Origin of the sequence: Aeromonas sp. SE22, assembly GCF_038739755.1 — a bacterium.
GTDB classification, from domain to species: Bacteria; Pseudomonadota; Gammaproteobacteria; order Enterobacterales; family Aeromonadaceae; genus Aeromonas; species Aeromonas jandaei.
This window is the reverse complement of sequence record NZ_JBCGFD010000018.1, coordinates 1-20,071: the sequence shown is the minus strand read 5'-3', so window position 1 is coordinate 20,071 and position 20,071 is coordinate 1. Positions and strand designations below refer to the sequence as shown.

The window sequence follows — 20,071 nt, the reverse complement described above, 5'->3', positions numbered from 1 at the left end:
GATGTGAAGGGGCGCAAACCAGAGCGTCCCGTTTTTAAAAAGAGGTGCAAAAAGGTTGGCGAAAAGATAAGCGCCGTTACCCCTCGCCAGCCAGTGACAACTCGATCAGCCGCCTGGCAATGGTGCCGTGGGGCGGCAAACGCGGCAGCCGGTCGGCGGCAAAGAAAGCGGCGGCAACCAGTTCGTCATCCTGCACCCTGATCTCGCCGCTCTCGTAGTCGGCGGTAAAGCCCATCATCAGGCTGTGAGGGAATGGCCAAGGCTGGCTCGCCACATAGCGCACATTGCGCACCCGGACGCCGCTCTCCTCGAACACCTCCCGTGCCACGCACTGCTCAAGGTTCTCTCCCGCCTCCACAAAGCCGGCCAGCACGGTATACATGGGATCGTCCGCCTGATAGTGACGGCGATGGGCTGCCAAGAGGATCTCCGGCCCCTTGCGCACCGCCACGATAATGCAGGGGGAAATGCGTGGATAGACGCTGTGGCCGTGGTGGCACACCTGCGCCCACTCCCCCGCCTTCGGGGTCATGGGGGCGCCGCACTCGCCGCAGAAACGGTGGGTGCGGCGGAAGGTAACGAGCTGCCAGGCACGGCCCGCGAGGCGAAAGCCCTCTTCATCCCCCGCCACCATCAACTGGCGCAGGGGGGCCATCATAGTCGTGTCGGCCTCAGCCCCCAGATCCAGCAGATAGCAGGGCAACCCCTGCCACTCATCGAAACGCTCGAAACGGGCACCGGCCAGCGCTGCGGGCAGGCACGCCTTCACGCCGCTGGGCACCTGACCCGCCTCATCGAGCAGGATTTGATGGTCACCCGCCACGACAAACCAGCGGGCTTGTTCAGTTAATGACATCGGATAAACACTCTCGTTAAGTCAGATTAAACAACGCCACGGTCACAGCAGGCTGCAGCAGGGGCAAAATAGCGCGAATGGGCCCCATCTTACGACTGGCAAGCGCCACTGACGACCCCGCCGCCACAACAAAATCGCCTCCGATCTTCGCCCCGCCGGGGCCAAAACCGGCGAGCAAGAGGAGCACACCAACAAAGAGGCCGCCCGAAGGCGGCCTGCAGTCAATCACTCTCTCGCTGCGCCGATCAGGCATCGCCCATCGCCAGCAGGGAGGCGTTGCCGCCCACCGCAGTGGTGTTGATGGTGCGGGTCTTCTCGGTAACGAAGCGGCTCAGGTAGTGAGGGCCGCCTGCCTTGGGGCCGGTGCCGGAGAGTCCCTGCCCGCCGAACGGCTGCACCCCGACCATGGCGCCGATCTGGTTGCGGTTGATGTAGACGTTGCCCACGTTGATGCGGCTTGCCAGCTCCTCCGCGTGGGATTCATTGCGGCTGTGGATCCCCAGCGTCAGGCCATAACCGGTGCCGTTGATGTCGCTGATCACCTTGTCCAGATCCCGGGTGGCGTAGCGCACCACGTGCAGGATGGGGCCAAACTGCTCCTTGGCCAGCTCGCGGATGGAGCCAATCTCCAGCGCGGTCGGCTGGACAAAGTGCCCTTCCATGGTCGCGGCCGGCATCGGCGCCTGCGCAATCAGGCGAGCGCGCGGCACCATGTAGGCGAGGTGAGCATCGAGACCGGCCTTGGCATCGGCATCGATCACCGGGCCGACGTCGGTGTTGTGCTCGGCCGGGTTGCCCACTTTCAGCTCCTGCATGGCGCCGGTGAGGATCTCCAGCACCCGCTCGGCAATCTCCTCCTGCAGATAGAGCACCCGCAGGGCCGAGCAGCGCTGACCGGCGCTCTGGAAAGCGGCGCTCACCACGTCGCGCACCACCTGCTCCGGCAGGGCGGTGGAGTCGACGATCATGGCGTTCTGGCCGCCGGTCTCGGCGATGAGCGGCAAAATTGCGCCATCGCGCTGGGCCAGGGTGATGTTGATCAGCTTGGCGGTCTCGGTGGAGCCGGTGAAGCAGACGCCGCCAATGCGCGGATCCGCCGTTAACTTGGCACCGACGGTGGCACCATCACCGGGCAGCAGCTGCAGCACGTCGCCCGGAATACCGGCCTGATGGGCCAGCGTCACCGCCAGATGGGCAATAAGGCCGGTCTGCTCGGCAGGCTTGGCGATGACGGTGTTGCCGGTGGCCAGCGCCGCGGCGATTTGGCCGAGGAAAATCGCCAGCGGGAAGTTCCACGGGCTGATGCAGACAAAGACACCGCGCCCCTGCAGGAACAGCTCGTTCTGCTCGCCGGTGTAACCGGGCAGCAGGGTCGCCTGCCCCATCAGGCTGCGCGCCTGTACCGCGTAGTAGCGGCAGAAATCGACCGCTTCACGCACCTCGTCGATGCCATCTTGCAGCAGCTTGCCCGCTTCGCGGGTACAGAGGGAGACGAACTGCTCGCGGTTCGCTTCCAGCAGATCCGCCAGCTTCTCCAGCGCGGCGGCCCGCTCGCTCACCGGGGTTTCACGCCAGCGCGGGAAGGCAGCGTGGGCAGATGCCAAGGCCTGCTCCACCGCCTGCTCGTCGGCCCAGTGGATCTTGCCGACGGTGAGGCTCACATCCTGCGGGCTCAGCACGGTGCGTGCCTCGCTGCGCTTGAGGGTCTCGCCATCGACGATGGGGCCTGCCAGCCACTGCTTGCTCTCCAGCTCTTTCAAGCGGGCGAAGAAGGGGCGCTGGATGGAGAGGATGTTCATGTTGACGCCGCTGGAGTTCTTGCGGTCGCTGAAGAGGTTCACCGGCTGCGGAATGCGGTCGTTGGCAAAGCCGGAGTAGCGCTTGAGGGTGCGCAGCGGGTGCTCGGCCAGCGAGTCCACCGGGGTATTGGGATCCACCAGCTTGTGGACGAAGGAGGTGTTGGCCCCGTTCTCCAGCAGGCGGCGCACCAGATAGGGCAGCAAGTCCTTGTGGGCGCCGACCGGCGCGTAGATGCGGCAGTGCAGACCGGGATTGTCGCTCAGCACGGCGTTGTGCAGCTCCTCGCCCATGCCGTGCAGGCGCTGGAATTCAAACTGGCGATCACCGGCCATCTCCAGAATGCTGACCACGGTATTGGCGTTGTGGGTGGCGAACTGGGGGGCGATAAAGCCGCGAGTCGGCTCGCTCAGCAGGTAGCGGGCGCAGGCGAGGTAGGAGATGTCGGTGCCCGCCTTGCGGGTAAAGAGCGGGTAGCCGGGCAGGCCAGCCTGCTGGGCATATTTCAGTTCGCTGTCCCAGTAGGCGCCTTTTACCAGTCGCACCGGAATGAGGTCACCCTGCTCGCGGGCCAGTGCGGTCAGCCAGCAGAGTACCGGCAGCGCACGCTTGGAGTAGGCCTGCACCACCATGCCGAGCTTGCCCCAGCCACGGTTGGCGTCGGAGCGGTAGAGCTGCTCGAACAGGTCCAGCGACAGCTCGAGGCGGTCCATCTCCTCGGCATCGATGCTGATGGCCACGTCCTTGTCGCGGGCCAGCCGTACCAGCCCCACCAGCCGCTCGCACATCTCGCCGAGCACCCGCTCGCGGTTGGCCACGTCATAGCGCGGATGGAGCGCCGACAGCTTGATGGAGATGGAGGGGGCCGGGCCGCCGTCGCTGATCCGCTCGTTGCCCACCGCCTCGATGGCGTTGCGGTAATCGGTCAGATACTTGTCGGCATCCTGCATGGTCAGTGCCGATTCACCCAGCATGTCGTAGGTGTGGGTGTAGCCCAGCTCGCGGGATTTGCGACTCGCCTTGAGCGCCTCTTTCATGTCGCGCCCCAGCACGAACTGCTTGCCCATGATCTTCATGGCGGCGTACATGGCGGAGCGCACCACCGGCTCGCCTAGCTTGTTGACCATGCGCCCCAGCAGGTTGGCTGGGTTGCCGTCGAGCTTCTTGTCCAGCTTGATGATCTTGCCGGTCAGCATCAGTCCCCAGGTGGAGGCGTTGACCAGAGTAGAGTCGCTCTTGCGGAAATGGGATGACCAGTTGGCGCCGGAGAGCTTGTCCTTGATCAGGGCGTCGGCGGTCTCGGCATCGGGAATCCGAAGCAGCGCCTCGGCCAGACACATCAGGATGATCCCCTCCTGAGTATCCAGGCTGTACTCCTGCAGGAAGGCGTCGATACCGTCACCGGAGCCGCTCTCCTTGCGCACCTTGGTCACCAGAGTACGGGCACGCAGGGTCACCTGCTCCAGCGAGGCGCCATCCCCCGGCAGCATGGCCGACAGTTCGGCCAGATAGGCATTTTCATCCACCACGTAGTTCTGGGTGATGGCTTCGCGCAGGGCGGCCAGATCAGAGGGGATATAGTCAGCGGCAAGCACTTGAGTAGCTTTGAACATATGGGGTCTTCCTGTACGCCCTAAGGCTGATATCGACAAAGGCGGTCGCGCCGCCGAAACGCCGACAATGTATACAATATCCTCCCCTATATGAAATGAATTTGTTGCCACTCTTTAACAAAAATCGCTAATTCACTCTATTCATTCCCTTTTGAAGCCAGCCTGCCAGTAAATATGAGGGTCATCTGACTTCATTTTGTATACGATCTGCTACCGCCCTGTCGCAAAGCAGCCACGCATCCCGCCCAATAGCGGATGTCCCCAATGCGCCCAAAAAAAGAAGGGCCGCCACGGCGACCCTTCTCATCAATTCAGTCAGCCAGAGGCTGTCAGTTCATCCAGCGATCGCCACGGCTGCGACGGCGGGGCAGCATGGGCAACAGAATGCCAAGCAGGATACCGGCTCCGACCATGGCACCACCACGGATGAACCAGTCCATCTGCATGTCGTGCTCTTGGTTGTCGTAGCTCTGGGTCAGGGCATCGTTCTGCTCTTTGAGATTGTTCATCTCTTCACCCTGGCTGGCCAGCTGAGCCTTGAGGGCAGCGATCTCCTTGCTCTGGGCAGCGATCTGGCCATCCTTCTCGGCGAAGCGTTTCTCGTTGTCGCCGTTGAGGTTTTGCAGACGGGCCTTGAGCTCGTCACGCTCCTTTTCTACCTGCGGCAGCTGCTCGCGCAGGCTGATCTGGCTCTGCAGTTCGCTGCTTTTGATCCATCCATCACGGCCGCGACCGTCCACCACCTGAGTGAAACCGGCCTCGCCGTTCACCGCCTTCACCTCCAGCGGTTCACCAGCCTTGACGCTACCGAGGATCCGGTACTGGGTACCCGGACCATTGTGGATAAAGGTAAAGATGTTGTCTGAAACATAACGGGTATCGGCCAATGCCTGTTGGGCACACAAGCAGATAAGAATCCCGAGAAGGGCGCGCATGGTTGATCGATTCTCTTTTTCAGGTTTGGACAAGAGGTTGAATGTTAAGCCGCCAGCAGGTTAAAGGACAAGCAAAGAAAAAGCACCTCCCCCGCTCTGCCACAACCGATAGCTGGGAGCTGGCTCGCAACTTGCGCTCCCGTGCGACAACCTTACTTCTTCTTGAGCTCGCGCACCTCGTCGCGCAGCGCCCGCAACTCGCGCAGCAGCTGCTCCTGCTGGTTGTTGTAGTGGTGACGCCACTTCTCGGTTTCGCTCTCCTTGGCCGGCTGCAAAAAGATGCTGGCCATGAAACCACTGATGGCACCAAACAGGCCAACCCCGAACAGGATCAGCAGGCTGGCGACAAAGCGTCCCTCCTCCGTCCGCGGCACCAGATCGCCGTAGCCCACGGTCGACAGGGTCACCAGCGTCCACCAGAACGCATCGTAGGGAGTCTGGATCTCGCTGCCGGGCTGGCCCGACTCAATCCAGTACATGACGCCGGACCCCACCCCCAGCAGCAGGAAGAAGAGGAACAGAATGCCGGAGAGAGTGGTCTCGTTGCGCTCGCGGCGGAACATGGACCAGAAATCCGGGTGCTCCTTAAACAGTTGATAGACCCGCCACAGCTGGAGCAGTCGGGCCCAGCGCAGCTGTTCCACCATCGGCAAGCTGCCCGGCAGATAGATCCAGTTGGCCTTGAAGAAGGCTTTGCGATCGGGGGCCCTGAGCCAGCCATAGGCAAAGTGGGCGATGAAGAAGTAGCAGATCAGGCTGTCGAGGTCATAGAAGAGCTGCAGGGTCTGGGGGGTCAGTGTCTGATGGCCCCACCAGCGGGCTGTTACCAGTAACACCGAGACTATCGACAGAAATGCCATCAGCAAATCCATCGCCCGCAAGTGAGTTAAGTGATGCCGCATACATTTTCCAACTTTAAACACGGTGCAAATTAATAAAAGAGAAGATAATGCCGATAGCCTTGAGGGCAAAGGAAAAAGCGATTTTCAAAGGAGATTTTACGATGCAGTTGAACCTGCTGGAGAAGCGGATGAGCAACATTCGGCTGGTGCCGAAAGTGGTGTTGCTGATGGTGATCAGTACCATTTTGCTACTGACCAAACTCTGGTTTGATGCCAACAATCTGGAGGCCACCCTGCTCACCGAGGGGCTGGATCCGGAGAAGGCCAACGCCATTGCCGACCGCCTGCTCTGGAGCGGCCTGATGGAGACCACCATCATGGGGCTGCTGTTCGTTATCCTGCTGATGACTGGCTCCCGTCTGATGGTCAAGCAGGTACACTATCTGGTGGATCTGCTGGAGCGTTTCGCCAAGCGGGACCTCAGCCACAAGGTACTGCTCCGCTCCCGCGACGAGTTCGGTGACATCGCCAAGGCGGTCTCCCACTCCCAGGAGAACCTCAAAGAGGTGTTTGGCAGCCAGCGCGCCGCCTGCAAGGAGCTCAACGACATCGCCTCCCAGGTGACCCTCTGCATGGAGGAGGCAAACGAGGCGATCAGCGAAGAGTTCGCCCAGATTGAGCAGCTGGCCAGCGCCATGAGCCAGATGGTCGGCGCCATTCGCGAGGTGGCTTCTCACGCCGATCAGGCCTCCCGGGCCACTGCCGAGACCAGCCAGCTGGCCGAAGAGGGGAGCCGCTGCGTGGCCGAGACCGTCAACACCATCGACACCCTCTCCGGCAACATCCAGCGCTCCGCCAACGTGGTCAACGAGGTGGAGCACGGGGTCGAGCGGATTGGCTCGGTGGTCGACACCATTCGCGGCATCTCGGAACAGACCAACCTGCTGGCGCTCAACGCCGCCATCGAGGCCGCCCGCGCCGGTGAAGCGGGCCGCGGCTTTGCCGTGGTGGCCTCCGAGGTGCGCGAGCTGGCCAACCGGGCTCAAGCTGCTACCGTCGAGATCCAGAAGATGATCGAGCAGCTGCAGGGCAATGCCCGTCAGGCTGGCGAGCTGATGGCCCAGAGCGTGCAGCAGGCCGACAAGGGGGTTGCCCAGGTGACCCAGGCGGGCGATCAGCTCGCCACCATAGTGGAGCGGGTACAGGGCGTGGCCGACATGAACCGCCACATCGCCGCCGCTTCCGATCAGCAGAGCTCGGTCGCCGAGGAGATGCGCGGCAATCTGGAGCAGGTCAAGCAGATCGCCGAAGGCTCCGTCGTGGTGCTGCGCGAACTGCAGGAGGCCTCGGTACTGGTGGAGCAGCACAGCCAGGAGCTGGATGGCCAGATCCAGTCCTTCAAGCTCGCCTGACTTTCCCGCTCCAATCCGATTAGACTGGAAGGCCCCGCGAGGGGCCTTTCTCATTTCTGACCCACGGCAAGGAGCCAACATGCAGCAGAGCACGACGCACTCACCCATCGAGATCAGTGACGACAAGGGGCGGCTCGATCTGCCGCTGATCCACCGTTTTCTCTCCGAAGAGGCCTATTGGTGTCGCGGTATTCCCCACAGCACTGTGGTGCGGGCCATCAACCACTCCCTCTGCGTTGGCGGCTATGTCGATGGTCAGCAGGTTGCCTTTGCCCGGGTCATCACCGACAAGGCTACCTTTGGCTATCTGGCCGATGTCTTCGTGCTGCCTGAGTATCGCGGCCGCGGTTACAGCAAGGCGCTGGTGGCCGCCATTGTCGACCATCCCGAGTTGCAGGGGTTGCGCCGCCTCTCCCTCGCCACCTCGGATGCCCACGGCCTCTACGCCGGTTTCGGCTTTGCCCCACCGGCCAACCCGGGCAGCCTGATGGAGATCTACGATCCCGCCATTTACCAGCGCACCTGAATGACTGGCTGCCGATAATTCCCGCCGGATCATGCTTCTCGCCCCTGCGCTGTGACGCGGGGGCCTGACAGTGCTAGATTGGCAGCCAGCTTTTTATCCGGCAGTTTCGTTAACCACAAGGACGGCAACCGTGGCCCAGCACTCTCCCTCTTTCTCCGCCTTCTCCCCCCTGCTGCAGGAGCTGGCCCAGCGCCAGTGGCAACGGCTGACTGAACTGGCCCCCGACTATGGCAATCAGCCCGAGCCGGTGCGCCAAACCCTGCTGACCCTGCTCGGTCTCTCCGATTTTGTCGCCGACTCTCTCTTCAAACAGCCGGAGTTGCTGACCGAGCAGCTCACCTCCGGGGATCTGGAGCGGGCCGAGCGCTGGCCCGCCTACCAGAGTGACCTCACCGCCCTGCTTGCCGAGGTAAGCGATGAAGAGGCGCTCAAGCGCATCCTGCGCCAGTTCCGCCGCAGCCGCATGCTGGTGATCGCCTGGCGCGAGCTGCTGGGCCACGCGACAGTAGAAGAGAGCTTTATCCACCTCACCAAGCTGGCGGATACGCTGATCTGCTCCGCCCGCGACTGGCTCTACGCCAAACAGTGCGGCGAGCTGGGCACCCCGATGGACGGCAACGGCAACCCACAGCCGCTGCTCATTCTTGGCATGGGCAAGCTCGGCGGTGGCGAGCTCAACTTCTCCTCGGATATCGACCTTATCTTCACCTTCCCCGAGAACGGCTACACGGTTGGCGGGCGACGCGAGCTCGCCAACCAGCAGTTCTTTATCAAGCTGGGTCAGCGCATCATCAACGCCCTCCACCAGCCCACTCAGGATGGTCAGGTGTTCCGGGTCGACATGCGACTGCGCCCCTTTGGCGATGCGGGGCCGCTCGCCATCTCCTTCGCCGCCATGGAGGATTACTACCAGCACCACGGCCGCAACTGGGAGCGCTACGCCATGGTCAAGGCGCGGGTACTGGGCCCCCAATGCGAGCACGCGGTCGAGCTGGCCGAGATGCTTCGCCCCTTTGTGTTTCGCCGCTATATCGACTTTGGCGTTATCGACGGCCTGCGCCAGATGAAGGCGATGATCGCCGCCGAGGTGCGCCGCAAGGGACTGGAGGGCAACATCAAGCTGGGGGCTGGCGGTATTCGCGAGGTGGAGTTTATCGCCCAGGCGCTGCAGCTTATTCGCGGCGGTCGTGAACCTGCGCTGCGGGTGCGTCACCTGCCCGAAGCGCTGGCCGCCATCGCCGGGTGCGGTGCCCTCGAATCTGCCCATTGCGATCGCTTGCTGGAGGCCTATCGCTTCCTGCGCCGGGTCGAGAACATATTGCAGGAGATCGGCGATCAACAGACCCAGACCCTGCCCACCGAAGAGCGGGATCGCCAGCGGCTGATCGCCGCCCTCGGTTTTGCCGACTGGGGCGCCTTTATGGCTCATCTCGATGAGGAGATGGCCGCCGTCCATCAGGAGTTCGCCGCCGTGGTGGGGGAAGAGAAGGAGGCCCCCGCCCATCTGGAGCAGCTTTGGCTCGATCTGTGGCGCACCGAGCTCGATGCCGCCGAGCTGGAAAAATTGCTGACCGCGCAAGGGGTGGCCGAGCCCGCCCCGCTCTGCGCCGCGCTGCTGCGTTTCAAGGAGGAGTACAAGCGCCGTCAGGTAGGGCCGCAGGGGCGCATCGCGCTGGACTGGCTGATGCCGGAGCTGCTGCGACTGGTGGTCGCCAGTGAGCAACCCGCCCGCCTGTTCGAACGGGTGTGTGAGCTGCTGACTCGCATCTTCACCCGCAGCGCCTATCTGCAGCTGCTGGCGGAAAATCCGGGCGCCCTGCGCCAGCTGGTGCGGCTGTGCGACGCCAGCCATCTGGTGAGCGAGCAGCTGGCCCGCTACCCCATTTTGCTGGACGAGCTGCTCGATCCCCAGCACCTCTATCACCCCACCCCGCTCGATCAGTACAAACCCCAGCTGCGCCAGTTCCTGCTGCGCATCCCCGAAGAGGATGTAGAGCAGCAGATGGAGGCACTGCGCCAGTTCAAGCAGGTGCAGCTGCTGCGCATCGTGGCGGCCGACATCGCCGGCGCACTACCGCTGATGAAGGTGAGCGACCACCTCACCTGGCTGGCGGAGGCGATCACCGAGGAGGTGGTCAATCAGGCATGGGCCCAGATGAGCGAGCGCTACGGGGTACCGCCCGAGGTGGCTGTGAGCGGTCAGCGCGGCTTTGCGGTGGTGGCCTATGGCAAGCTGGGTGGTATCGAGCTCGGTTACGGCTCGGATCTCGATCTGGTGTTCCTGCACGGCGGCGACCCCAACAGCTACACCGACGGGCGCAAACCCATCGACAGCCGCCAGTTCTACCTGCGTCTGGCACAGCGGATCCTGCACCTGTTCAGCACCCGCACCCCCTCCGGCATTCTCTACGAGATCGATATGCGGCTGCGCCCCTCCGGCGACTCCGGCCTGCTGGTCTCGTCCCTCTCGGCCTATGAGCAGTATCAGCAAAACGAGGCGTGGACCTGGGAACATCAGGCGCTGGTGCGGGCCCGCCCCATCTATGGCGATGACGCCATCGTTGCCGAGTTTGCCCGCATCCGCCGCGATGTGCTGGCCAGGGAGCGAGAGCTGCCGACTCTGGCCCGCGAGGTGCGCGAGATGCGCCACAAGATGCGGGATCACCTGCTCAAGGCCGGCGCCGGCGAGTTCGATCTCAAGCAGTCCCCCGGCGGCATGGTGGATATCGAGTTCATCGCCCAGTACCTGGTGCTGGCCCACGCCTGCGGCGAGCCGGACGCCCTCACCCGCTGGTCCGATAACGTGCGCATCTTCGACGAGTGCGTGATGGCGGGAGTGCTGACGCTGGAGCAGGCGGAGGGGCTGAAACAGGCCTATCTGGAGATCCGCAACCTCGGCCATCGCCTCAACCTTTCGGAGATCTCCCGCAAGGTGAGCGACGATCAGCTGCAGAGTGAACGCAGCCATGTCCTCGCCGTCTGGCAAACCCTGCTGGGGGAGTAATTCCCGCCAGCGGCAATGAAAAAGGGCCCGCCTGAATTGCTTCAGGCGGGCCCCTCTCTTATCTCCTTACGGCTGCTCAGCCGTGATCCATCACCGTCTCCACCAGCATCTGGTTGAAACGCTGATAGGCCTCTTCCTCAAGAGACTCCGGATAGCTCAACACCCGCAGCGCATGACCTTGATAGTCAGGGTGATAGGGCGGGTGAAGATGGGCATAGTCGTTGAGACAAAAGCCCAGCCCCTGATAGAAGCGCAGACGGCGAATGGCAATCTCATCCTCTGGCGGATCGATCTCGAGAATGACGGTTTTGCCTGCCCGCTCGCAAAATTCGGCCAGCAGGCGGCTGCCGTAGTTGCGGCCGCGCAGCGCCGGATTGATGGCCAGATGTTCGATATAGATCTGCTCGCCACACGCCCACCAGAAGATGAAACCGAGCAGCAGGCCGTCCTGATAAAAGATTTGGCAGTGATAGCGAGGATCCCGCATCTTCTGTGGCTGATGCTGTGACTGGCGCTGCTCGTAGCGGGGAAAACTCTCGCCATAGATCTGCCAGACCAGCGGCCACGCCGGATGGTTTACCTCTCTAATCACTTCACTCTCAATCATCAGAACTACCTCTCGTTTATTTTGCAGAACGTTCATCTATACATGAAAAGTTCTGCCACAGCATCCTCTGATGAAATAAAAGCCAGAACGCCAGATTAGCGGGCGCCATCCGGTTGCGAGACAAACTGCTGCTGGCTGCCATCGGGCAGCAGCGCCAGCACGCTTTGAGCGGCCAGTTTGATCCCTGCCAGCTCGGTAGCCGGGCCGAAGTTGGCAATCAGTCGCGTGCCATCGGCAAACTCGCTCTGCTGCACCACACCTCTTTTATCGAGCCAGTGAAAACCGGTGAGGGGCTGGTTGTAGAGCCGCTCATGCAGCGGGCGGAAGAAGGCATCGAGCCCCTTGAGATAGGGAATGCGCACGCTGGCACTATCCAGACTGAGGTTGAGCAGGGGCGGCACGTTGTAGAGCTGCTGCAACAGTTCGGTGAACTGACGGCTCTCCCTGAATTTGAGGCTATCCATCGTCCAGTGGTGGGTGGTCACTATGCTGTCGTGAAAGACGCTCTGGAACAGCGGCAACCGCAGCGCCGGATCGAAGTAGAGCCCCTGATACTCAGGTTTTAGGTGGCTCTGGCGAAAGAAGAACGCGGGCTGATAGTCGGGATACCAAGCCCCCAGATAGTAGGGAGAGCGCTTGTTGCGGCGCATATCGGGATCCTGCCAGCCAAAGCCGCTGGTCTGGGGGCCGTGGGCAAAGGCCGCGGTGCGGTTGGCTACCGCGCCGCCCTCCTCGGAGCCCACCAGCACCCCCTGACTCCTGGCAATCCACGCCATCCCGGCCATCCGGTTTTGCGCATCCTGCGCCTGACTGGTCGGCTTGGCCGGGTCGAAATCGTCAAACACCATGCCGGTCGCCGCCACATCGAGGAACCAGCTGTTGTAGTGGCTCGCCTGCTGCAATTTGGGAACTCGCTGTTCCATCACCGCGCGCACGCAGGCCTGATTGGTGTAGACGCCGCTATTTTGAAAGCCGCTCTTGCGCCGCCCATTCTCCTGCATGATGCCGCAGCGCAGATAGCTATCCTGCCCCATCTGGGCGGTGAGCCAGCTCTGTTGGCTATTCCCCTCCGGCAGCGCGGTATCGTAAGAGTCGTAAGGGGCGATGAGATAGCCCGCCGCTTTGGCAAGTTCAATCCCCTCTGGCGCAGCAAAACCGGCGGTCCACTGGGGCAGACCCAGCCAGAGTTTGGGTAGTCCAGACTGCTTGAGAGCGGCGATCATCTTGGCCGAGCTGCCATCACCCCAACTCTGCGGGTCGTTGAGCGCAGCCCCCAGTTGCGTGGCCGCCAGCGTGCGCCGGGCAGCGAAATCGGCCGGTTGCTGACCCGGATGGCGCAGCGCCAGCGCCTGCTCAACTCCGGTCAGCACCAGATTTTGCAGATAGCGGTTGCGCTCAAGATCGGGCGCTTGCAGCGCACTCTTACTCTCCCCCTTGAGCCAGTCGGCGGGGATCAGGCGGTGCAGCGCGGGCCAGCTCTTCACATCCTGTGGCACCAGCAGTCGCTCGCCCCAGAGGTAGAGATGAGAGGCACCGATCAGCCGCTTGCCATCCGGCACCGCCGCAAGCTTGCTCTCGAGCGAGACCAGCTCGCCCCGCTCCTGCAGCCAGTTGCGATAGGCCTTGCCCGCCGCCAGCCAGTCGTTGCCCGGCTGCAGCGTCACCGCCACCTCATAGGGATCGGTCAGATTGAGGCGATTGACGCTATGGGTCGCCGTGAGGGCAATGCCATCTTTCCTGGGCGCAAAGGTGAGCCGGTTGTTGAAGGGGTTGGCAAAGAGGAGCGCCAGCTGCTGATCACCGTAATCCAGCCCGACCAGCGGCAGGGTAAGATTTTCGGTGGTGTTGATCCCCTGATACTCCTGCGCCAGCGCCTGGCGCCACGCGGGATGAGTAGCGGGAATGCGAAAGCCCTCGTGGATCGGCAGCATCAACGCCTGTGCCCCTGCCGGCACCCGCGGCCACACCAGTTCGCCTGCACTCGCACGGTTCAGGGTGAGGATCAGACGGTTGCCCTCGAGACGGGCAGAGGCACGCACCTCGCCCTCGGCACGGGTCAGCCAGCTGACACGCTCCCCCTCCTGCTGCAAGGCGGTGACCGGCTGACGCGGGCCGGGAGAGGAGATGGCAAGGTGCTTGCCCGATGGCAGCACAGCCTCGGCCGCCAGGGTGGCGGGATCCAGCTCGATGCGCCACTGATCGTTGGTCAGAGTCAACGCCTCGGCAGGCAGGGAGAGCAGCGGCATTAACAGCAGCAGCGGGCGGATCCGGCTCGCCAGCACGGGGAAAGAAGTCATGGTCGGTGATTCCTGATAAAAAACGGGAGCCACCATTGCAGCAGATCGGCGGGCCTGGATTGTCAGGGCAATGTCAGGATTAAGCACAGATTGGCGGCGGAGGCTTCTCTCAGCCATGTCCCGTTTAATAGCCCCCACCATCCACCGGCCAATTGTTGCAAATAACATCAACAAAAAGTGACAGTCATTGCACCAGCGAAACAATCTTTGCCAGAAGCAGCAACCCAATCCCCCGGCATCACTCCACCGGCCCCGCCTGACTGTGACTTAGCTGCAACACCAGCTGACCGCGCTGGCTGGTCTGCACCAGCGAAAGGGTGCGCCAACTGTCGGGCGTAGCGGCAGGCCAGCTCACCTTGCCATCGAGAGGCAGACGGTTCCACCAGAGCAGGGAATATTGCGGGCGGGCCAGCACAGTCTGCTCAAGCCAGAGCGGAGTGCACGAAGCGGGATTGGCGGGGGGATTGGCCACCGCCAGCGGCGAGCGGGAGAGCCAGTCCAGATCCTGCACCGCAGGCAGCGGCAGCACTACCTGCCAATCCTTGCCCGCCACCGCCAGCCGCAGCTGATAGAGGCCAGCTGGCAAAGGCGTTGGTAGATCGGCCCCCACGACCCTGATTCCGAAGTTCTCTTCCGCCTCCCACTGGGCACCTTCCAACCGGTTGCGGCCAGCGGGATCGACAAGTTCCGCGGCGGTGATGGGCCCCTCTCCGGTCAACTGCACCCGATAGTCCCGCAACAGCGGCGCATCGCGCTGGATCAGCTCAAGGCGCAGCTCGCTCACCCCATCAGGCAGAGTGAGCGGGAAATCCTTGCCGCAGTGCTGGGCACTCAGCGCAGTCAGCATCCCCTGCCAGCTGCGGCGCTCGGCATCGCTGTTGAGGGCAGGCCAAGCCTGCTGCAAAGATTGCCAGGCATGCCGGTTATCTCCCTGCAACAGCGCCAAGGTAGCCGGTTGCAGCGGGTCGGTGCGATCAGTTGCCATAACGCAGCCAGCGCTTAGAGCCAACAGCAGCCCAGCCAGCGTTGCACGCTTCACGCTGGCACCTCCAGCCGGTAGCCGATGCCGCGCACCGTCTCGATAGCCAGTCCGGGCAGCTTCTGGCGCAGTTGCAGAATATGGGTATCGACGGTGCGGGTGGAGGGGAACGCCTGATAGCCCCACACCCGGTTGAGGATCTCCTCCCGGCTCAGCACCCGCCCCGCCATCCGTACCAGCAGGGTAAGCAGGGCAAACTCGGTGGGGGTAAAACTCACCTCCACATCCTGCCAGCTCGCCTGCATCCGGGCGGGATGAAGCTGCAAGCCGCCCACCGCCTGAGTGCCATCCCCCAGCTGGCGCAGCTGGGCCCGGATCCGCGCCAGCAGCTCGTCGTGGGAGAAGGGCTTGGTCAGGTAGTCGCGCGCCCCCGCATCTAGCCCGGCCACCCGATCGCTCACCTCCACCCTTGCGGTGAGCACGATCACCGGCAGCGCCTTGCGCGCCAGCCACTGGGGCAGCCAGTCGAGAGCATCCCCCTCCGGCATGGTGCGATCCAGCAGCACCAGATCCGCCGCCAGCCACTGCTGCTCCGCCGCTGTCAGGGTATCGCACCAGAGGCAGCGATACCCTTCGCGGGTCAGATAGCGTTGCAGGTTCTCCGCCAGCAGCGCCTCGTCTTCGACAAGCAGGATGGTCTTCATGATTCGGGGGCGCTCCAGAGTTGGCAGGGCAGCGTCAGGGTAAAGGTAGTGGGCGGGCCGGATAGGGTGAGGCGCCCGCCAAGACGGCGCAGCAGATGGCGCACGATGGCAAGCCCCAGCCCCAAACCCTCGGCACGGGCACCGCGGCGCAGCAGGGTGGTGAGCCGGTAACCCGACAGCTCGCCACCATCGCTGACCGCGAGGATCAAACGCCCCGCCTGCCAGCTGGCACAGATCCGAACCGGCGCGCGGCCATGCTGGCTGGCGTTGCGCAGCAGGTTGTCGAGGGCGAGATCGAGCCAGTAGAAGGGGAGCGCCAGAGTCATCTCCCGCTCAAGGCAGAAGGTGGCGTCATGCCGCTCGCAAGCCAGGGTGAGCCACTCGGTGAGACTGACCGCCACCCGCTCATCTTCGAGAGTCTCAGCCGCCAGATAGTGGCGACTGGCCTGCGCCAGTTGATGCAGACGGGCGACACTGCCCAGCAGCTGACCCACGCTCTGCTGGGCGGAAGGGGGCAGCCGGTCGAAATCGTGGCGCAGCTCCTCGCTGATGCCGGAGAGCGCCATGATGGGAGTGCGCAGCTCGTGTGTCAGCATCTGCAACGCGACGCGCCGCTCCCGCAGCAGGCGCCAGCGCTGCCAGCTGGCCCACCCCAGCAGCAGGATGAAACCAAGGGAACTGGCCAGCGCCAACCACTGCCAGCCAAGCGTGGGGCGAGTATTGAAGCAGATCGCTCCGACTCGCTCTTCACAAGTACCAGCAGTGCGGCTATCCAGCATCACACCAAGCCGCTCGGCCAGCGGTTGCCACTGCCCGGCGCCATAACGGCGCCACTGCCCATCGGCAAGCTGCCAGAGCTGACCCGATTGCAGCAGCCAGCGCTCACCCCGCAGCAGGGCATCGAGGTTGTCATCGCCGAGCTTCCCAAGCAGCCCCAACCGGTCGCGCCGCTCCCGCACATGGAGCAGAGCATCGAGCCCGGCCGCCGGATGACCTGCCAGCCAACGAGCCGCGCTGGAACCGCCCAGCGGATAGACGGGGTAAGCGGCAAACCAGCGGGTCGAGGGCGCAGCCCCTTGGCCGCAAAGCGCTCGCAGCAGTGGCAGCCACTCGGCGGGCAACTCATTCTCTGTCCCGCACTCCTGCTGATAGCGATAGATGGCCTGCAACTGGCGCAGCGGGTAACGCTGCCAGGCAGGATGAAGGGAGTCGGGAGCAATCAGGCGCCGATCGAGCCGCTGCACCTCGTCAAGAGGCAGCGCCTGTTCGGGAGCCAGTCTGGCCAGCTCATCCGCCAGGCTATCTGCCAGCGGCCCGGCCAGCACGGGAGATGCCATGCCGTAGCAGATCAGGGAGCAGAGCAGCAGGATCAGGCGCATGGGTTCAACTCGAGATGACTCTGGATCAAGGCGCAGCAGATCACTGCGCCATAAAAAATGTCAGCGCCATTTTTCAATGGTGCTGACATCCGGTCAACCGCTAACGGCATTGGCGCGGCTCCGGCCAGCCCATATGAACCGCCACCTATTTGAACAATCCCTTGAGCAACTGGTCAGCCACCCCTTTGACAGCCTCGTTGTCGGCCTTGTCCCCCAACAGCTTCTTGAGGCCGCGTTCGGCCTCCTTGCGGGCCTTATCCTCCAGCAACTTGTTGTTGCTGAGCAATGCCTTCACATCGAGCTGATAGCTGGGAGCTTGCCAGTGACCGCCGATCCGCACCGGAATGGTGATCTCCTTCAGCTCGTCCACATCCTTGCCTCCCTGCCCCTTGCTGCTCTCGACGATGGAGGTGAGGAACAGGAAGTTGAGGCTCTCCGGCACCAGCGCCGTCTGCCCCTCGCCCTTGACCCGCAGGGCTGGGGCAAAGAGCTGGATGTCGTTGCTGCGAGCAATGCCATCGGCAATCTGGAAGCTGGCGGTCAGGGCGCTGAAGTCGGTCTTGCGCGCCTCCTTCACCTGCTCGGCTCCCTTGCCGGTGAGGGTGGCCCGCGCCTCGCGGATCATCTCCGGCAGGTTGATGCCGTGCAGGGCGCCGTCACTCAGCTTCAAGGTAACCTTGCCCTGCATCCCGTTGCGCAGTGCCAACTCAGAGAGACCACGTCCTTGCACCTGCACATCGAGATCGCCTTTGCCCTCCAGCAGATCACTCTGAGCCTGAGTCTGCAACAAGGGACGAATGTTCACTCCGGCCACCTGTTTGTGCACCTTGTAGGTGGCGGGTTGCTGGCGCGCGTCGAGTACCCCGTTCGCGTTTACCTGACCACCTGCCACGGTCGCGCTGAACTGTTTGAGCGTCAGCAGCCCTTTGGCCAGAGCCACCTGAAGATCGACAGCACCGAGATCCAGCCCTTTCAGACGCAGGCTGCCGAGTTGCAGCCGACCATCCAGATCCACCCCTTTGAGCGCGCCCAGATCCGGTTCAACCACGGAGAGAGCTTCGCTCTTGCCGGTTGCCACTTTATTGCCATTTGCAGCGGTGTTGGCAACACCGATCGCCGGTTTGTCCTCTTTCGCCTGCGCAGGTGTGGTCGGTACCGATTTGGCGAGATCCAGCTTCTCCCCCTTGAGATCGAAAGTGATTGCGGGAACAGCGCCAAGCTGCACGGTTCCATCACCACTCAACAGCGCCTCATCGGCACTCATCACCAGCTTGCTCAGGGTAATCAATTGCTTGTCGAGCTCAGCACGGGCAAACCCGGCCAGTTTCAGCTTCATCTGCGGGCGTGGCAGCGCATCACCTTCCAGCGCTGCCGTCAGCAGCACATCGGAGAGTTCGGCCAGCTTCATCTCTTTATCGAGCCGTCCCTTGAGCGTTCCTTCCAGCGAGCCAGCCAGTGAAGCTTGCTGCCCCTCTAGCTTGGCCCCCTTCAGCGCCAACGTGAGGTTGCTCCACTCACCAAGGGCCAGTCGGTCTCCCTTGATGGAGAAACTGTCGAGTCGCAGGGACGGGTCACTCAGGCTGCCACTGAGGCTCAAGTCTTTCAGTTCACTGGCCATCACCTCCTGCGCCAGCTTGATCTGGGTCTGCCCTTTAACGTCGAAAGCGAGCTTGTCGGCACTCCCCTTGGCGGCAAGCGTCACGGGTACCCACTGCTCGGTGGCCAGCGGCCCCATATCGAGATCGAGGCGATCCAGTCGCAGCGAGGTGCCGCTGCGATCATCCTGTACCAGCGCGCTGGCCTGGGAGAGCGCGACACCCTGCAAGCTGATCTGCCAGGGTTTGCTATCAGCGGCTGGCGCAGGGGTTGCGGGGACGATCGGTTCGCTTGCATCAGCAGTGGCATCTTTGATCAGTCCGCTCAGATTGGAGCTGCCATCTGCCTTGGTCTGGATAAAGAGATGGGCGCCACTCAGGGTCACCTTGCCAATCTCCAGACGATGGGAGAGCAACGGCAACAGGGCCACCGAGGCCTCGCCCTGTTCGAAACGAACCAGATCCGGCTCGGCAAAACCGGCCGGATTGTGCAGAGCAACCTTCTCCAGCGAGAGGCCGAGACTCGGCCAGAAACGCCAGTCAATCTCCCCCGCCATCACCAGTTCCCGGCCCGTGCTCTTGCGCACCTGTTCAGCCAGTTGGGGCTTGAATTGATTGGGGTCGATAAGGCTTATCAGCGTCATTATGGCCAGCAAGGCCGCCACGGCGATGCCGAGCAAGATGAGAACTATCTTCTTCACGATATGCTCCTTGAATCCGGATCCACTGCAGACTATACCACTCACCGTCTGACGAATGGCGCCTGCGGGACAAAAGCGGACAAGGATGAGACAGGGATGGTCGCTACCAATCCCCATCGTCATCAGCAGGGATCAGGCTTGCAAAGGGGATTGCTGCAACTGCGCCATAGCTGTGCGCGTCGACTCGAAAGCAAAGCGGGGCAAGGGGATATCGCTGATCTTCAGCCACTGGCAGGCGGCCACATCGTCAGCCGGCTGGATGACCGGTTTTTCACTCAGCCTGATGGCAAAGAAGGTGTCACAGGTGTGATAGGTGATGCCATCGTAGGGATAGATATTGGGGAAGGAACCAAGATAAGTAAAAGGTTGAGCGCTGACATCGAGTCCCAGCTCCTCCTGCAACTCGCGCACCAGCGCCCCCTCCAGCGACTCGCCGGGATCGACAAATCCGCCCGGCAGATCCAGCAACCCCTTGCCCGGATTGCCGGCCCTCACCGCAACCAGCACCTCATCCTGCCAGCAAAGCGCCACCATCACAGCCGTCGCCACATTCTGGAAAAAATGAAAACCGCAGCCACAGCGAAACTCTTTGGGGCTGATGCTCTGCAAGGTTTGACCACCGCATTTTGGACAAAACATGGGCTATCTCCGACCAGATAAAGCACCATTTTACTCTGCCAAGGCCATTTTTTATGAGTTAAACCGACGGGGAAGACGAGGAATTCAAAGGGAGAGGAATAAAACGGAGCAATTATCAGGCGATTTGCTGATTTTCAGGCAATAAAAAACCCCGCTCGATGAGCGGGGTTCTTAAATTGGGTGCC

General features: G+C 62.6%; 14 protein-coding genes. 3 read left to right on the top strand and 11 right to left on the bottom strand.

Features of this window, described 5'->3' with window-relative positions:
* Positions 1–76: 76 nt before the first annotated feature.
* From nudC to AAHA39_RS18875, 4 genes are all read right to left on the bottom strand, one after another.
* A complete protein-coding gene (gene nudC, locus AAHA39_RS18890) occupies positions 77–856 on the bottom strand; it encodes an NAD(+) diphosphatase (protein ID WP_320656333.1) in 780 nt (259 codons plus the stop codon).
* A gap of 245 nt (positions 857–1,101) precedes the next feature.
* The gene (gene putA / locus AAHA39_RS18885; protein ID WP_320656334.1) at positions 1,102–4,266 is read right to left on the bottom strand and encodes a bifunctional proline dehydrogenase/L-glutamate gamma-semialdehyde dehydrogenase PutA; all 3,165 of its coding nucleotides are present in this window, start codon (positions 4,264–4,266) and stop codon (positions 1,102–1,104) included.
* 329 nt (positions 4,267–4,595) lie between these two features.
* Positions 4,596–5,201: a TIGR04211 family SH3 domain-containing protein gene (locus AAHA39_RS18880; RefSeq protein ID WP_042029683.1), complete on the bottom strand. Its 606-nt coding sequence runs from the start codon at positions 5,199–5,201 to the stop codon at positions 4,596–4,598.
* Positions 5,202–5,353: 152 nt separating this feature from the next.
* On the bottom strand, positions 5,354–6,172 hold the full coding sequence (locus AAHA39_RS18875; protein WP_041210645.1) for a potassium channel family protein: 819 nt from the start codon (positions 6,170–6,172) through the stop codon (positions 5,354–5,356).
* A 32-nt stretch (positions 6,173–6,204) separates the two neighbouring features.
* Here AAHA39_RS18875 and AAHA39_RS18870 point away from each other — a divergent pair, with 32 nt between their 5' ends.
* From AAHA39_RS18870 to glnE, 3 genes are all read left to right on the top strand, one after another.
* Entirely contained in the window at positions 6,205–7,455 is a 1,251-nt protein-coding gene (locus tag AAHA39_RS18870; RefSeq protein WP_043849865.1) for a methyl-accepting chemotaxis protein, read from the top strand.
* A 79-nt stretch (positions 7,456–7,534) separates the two neighbouring features.
* Positions 7,535–7,981, top strand: coding sequence for a GNAT family N-acetyltransferase (locus AAHA39_RS18865; RefSeq protein WP_041210647.1), 447 nt, complete (start codon positions 7,535–7,537; stop codon positions 7,979–7,981).
* 130 nt (positions 7,982–8,111) lie between these two features.
* Positions 8,112–10,985 carry a bifunctional [glutamate--ammonia ligase]-adenylyl-L-tyrosine phosphorylase/[glutamate--ammonia-ligase] adenylyltransferase gene (glnE, locus tag AAHA39_RS18860; protein WP_320656335.1) on the top strand — a complete coding sequence of 958 codons (2,874 nt, stop codon included), beginning with the start codon at positions 8,112–8,114 and terminating at the stop codon, positions 10,983–10,985.
* A gap of 76 nt (positions 10,986–11,061) precedes the next feature.
* Here glnE and AAHA39_RS18855 read toward each other — a convergent pair whose 3' ends face one another.
* From AAHA39_RS18855 to AAHA39_RS18825, 7 genes are all read right to left on the bottom strand, one after another.
* Positions 11,062–11,592 (bottom strand): GNAT family N-acetyltransferase, encoded by a 531-nt coding sequence (locus tag AAHA39_RS18855; protein WP_320656336.1) that lies wholly within the window; start codon positions 11,590–11,592, stop codon positions 11,062–11,064.
* Between the two features lie 95 nt (positions 11,593–11,687).
* Positions 11,688–13,889: a glycoside hydrolase gene (locus AAHA39_RS18850; RefSeq protein WP_320656337.1), complete on the bottom strand. Its 2,202-nt coding sequence runs from the start codon at positions 13,887–13,889 to the stop codon at positions 11,688–11,690.
* A 238-nt stretch (positions 13,890–14,127) separates the two neighbouring features.
* A complete protein-coding gene (locus AAHA39_RS18845) occupies positions 14,128–14,874 on the bottom strand; it encodes a DUF2861 family protein (protein ID WP_320656338.1) in 747 nt (248 codons plus the stop codon).
* Between the two features lie 50 nt (positions 14,875–14,924).
* Positions 14,925–15,572 carry a response regulator transcription factor gene (locus AAHA39_RS18840; RefSeq protein ID WP_267519936.1) on the bottom strand — a complete coding sequence of 216 codons (648 nt, stop codon included), beginning with the start codon at positions 15,570–15,572 and terminating at the stop codon, positions 14,925–14,927.
* Positions 15,569–16,951 (bottom strand): ATP-binding protein, encoded by a 1,383-nt coding sequence (locus AAHA39_RS18835; RefSeq protein WP_320656339.1) that lies wholly within the window; start codon positions 16,949–16,951, stop codon positions 15,569–15,571. Before AAHA39_RS18835 ends, AAHA39_RS18840 begins: the two co-directional genes overlap by 4 nt.
* Before the next feature lie 145 nt (positions 16,952–17,096).
* The gene (locus tag AAHA39_RS18830; RefSeq protein ID WP_320656340.1) at positions 17,097–19,247 is read right to left on the bottom strand and encodes an AsmA family protein; all 2,151 of its coding nucleotides are present in this window, start codon (positions 19,245–19,247) and stop codon (positions 17,097–17,099) included.
* A gap of 132 nt (positions 19,248–19,379) precedes the next feature.
* Positions 19,380–19,886, bottom strand: a complete 507-nt coding sequence (locus AAHA39_RS18825) for an NUDIX domain-containing protein (protein WP_320656341.1) — start codon at positions 19,884–19,886, stop codon at positions 19,380–19,382.
* Positions 19,887–20,071: the final 185 nt, after the last annotated feature.